Here is a 415-nt window from a genome sequence, read left to right as displayed (position 1 = left end):
GGAAGGGGACCGGGCGCTGGTCGGGGACCCCCAGGCGCTGAGCCGGGCCAACCGGCGGTTCCACCGGCAGGTCCACCTCGCCTCGCACAACCGCTTCCTGGTGCAGCAGCTCGACCTCGTGCACCGGTCGATGGCGCTGCTGGCGACGACGTCGCTGTCGGCGCCGGGACGGCCGAAGGGGACGATCGAGGAGCACGAGGCGGTGGTGCGCGCCATCGAGGCGGGCGACGGCGAGGCGGCCGACGCCGCCCTGCGCGAGCACATCAGCCGCGCCTTCGCCACGCGCCTCAGGCTCGACGCCGCGCGAGACCCGTGACGGCGCGGGCGCGGCCCGCGAGGCCCCGGGCCGGGAGGACGGGCGCGTCGATCCCGTGCATCGTCTTGTCCCAGCGGAACGGGCAGGCCGCCACCTCCC

1 protein-coding gene is annotated in these 415 nt (G+C 76.6%); it reads left to right on the top strand.

The annotated features are described in order from the left end of the window. A partial coding sequence (locus D7Y13_RS43830; RefSeq protein ID WP_120631152.1) for an FCD domain-containing protein occupies nt 1-316 on the top strand: 316 nt, incomplete at its 5' end. Nucleotides 317-415: the final 99 nt, after the last annotated feature.

The sequence above is a fragment of the Corallococcus praedator genome, from assembly GCF_003612125.1.
Lineage (GTDB): Bacteria > Myxococcota > Myxococcia > Myxococcales > Myxococcaceae > Corallococcus > Corallococcus praedator.
This window is presented reverse-complemented; position numbering and strand designations above follow the sequence as displayed.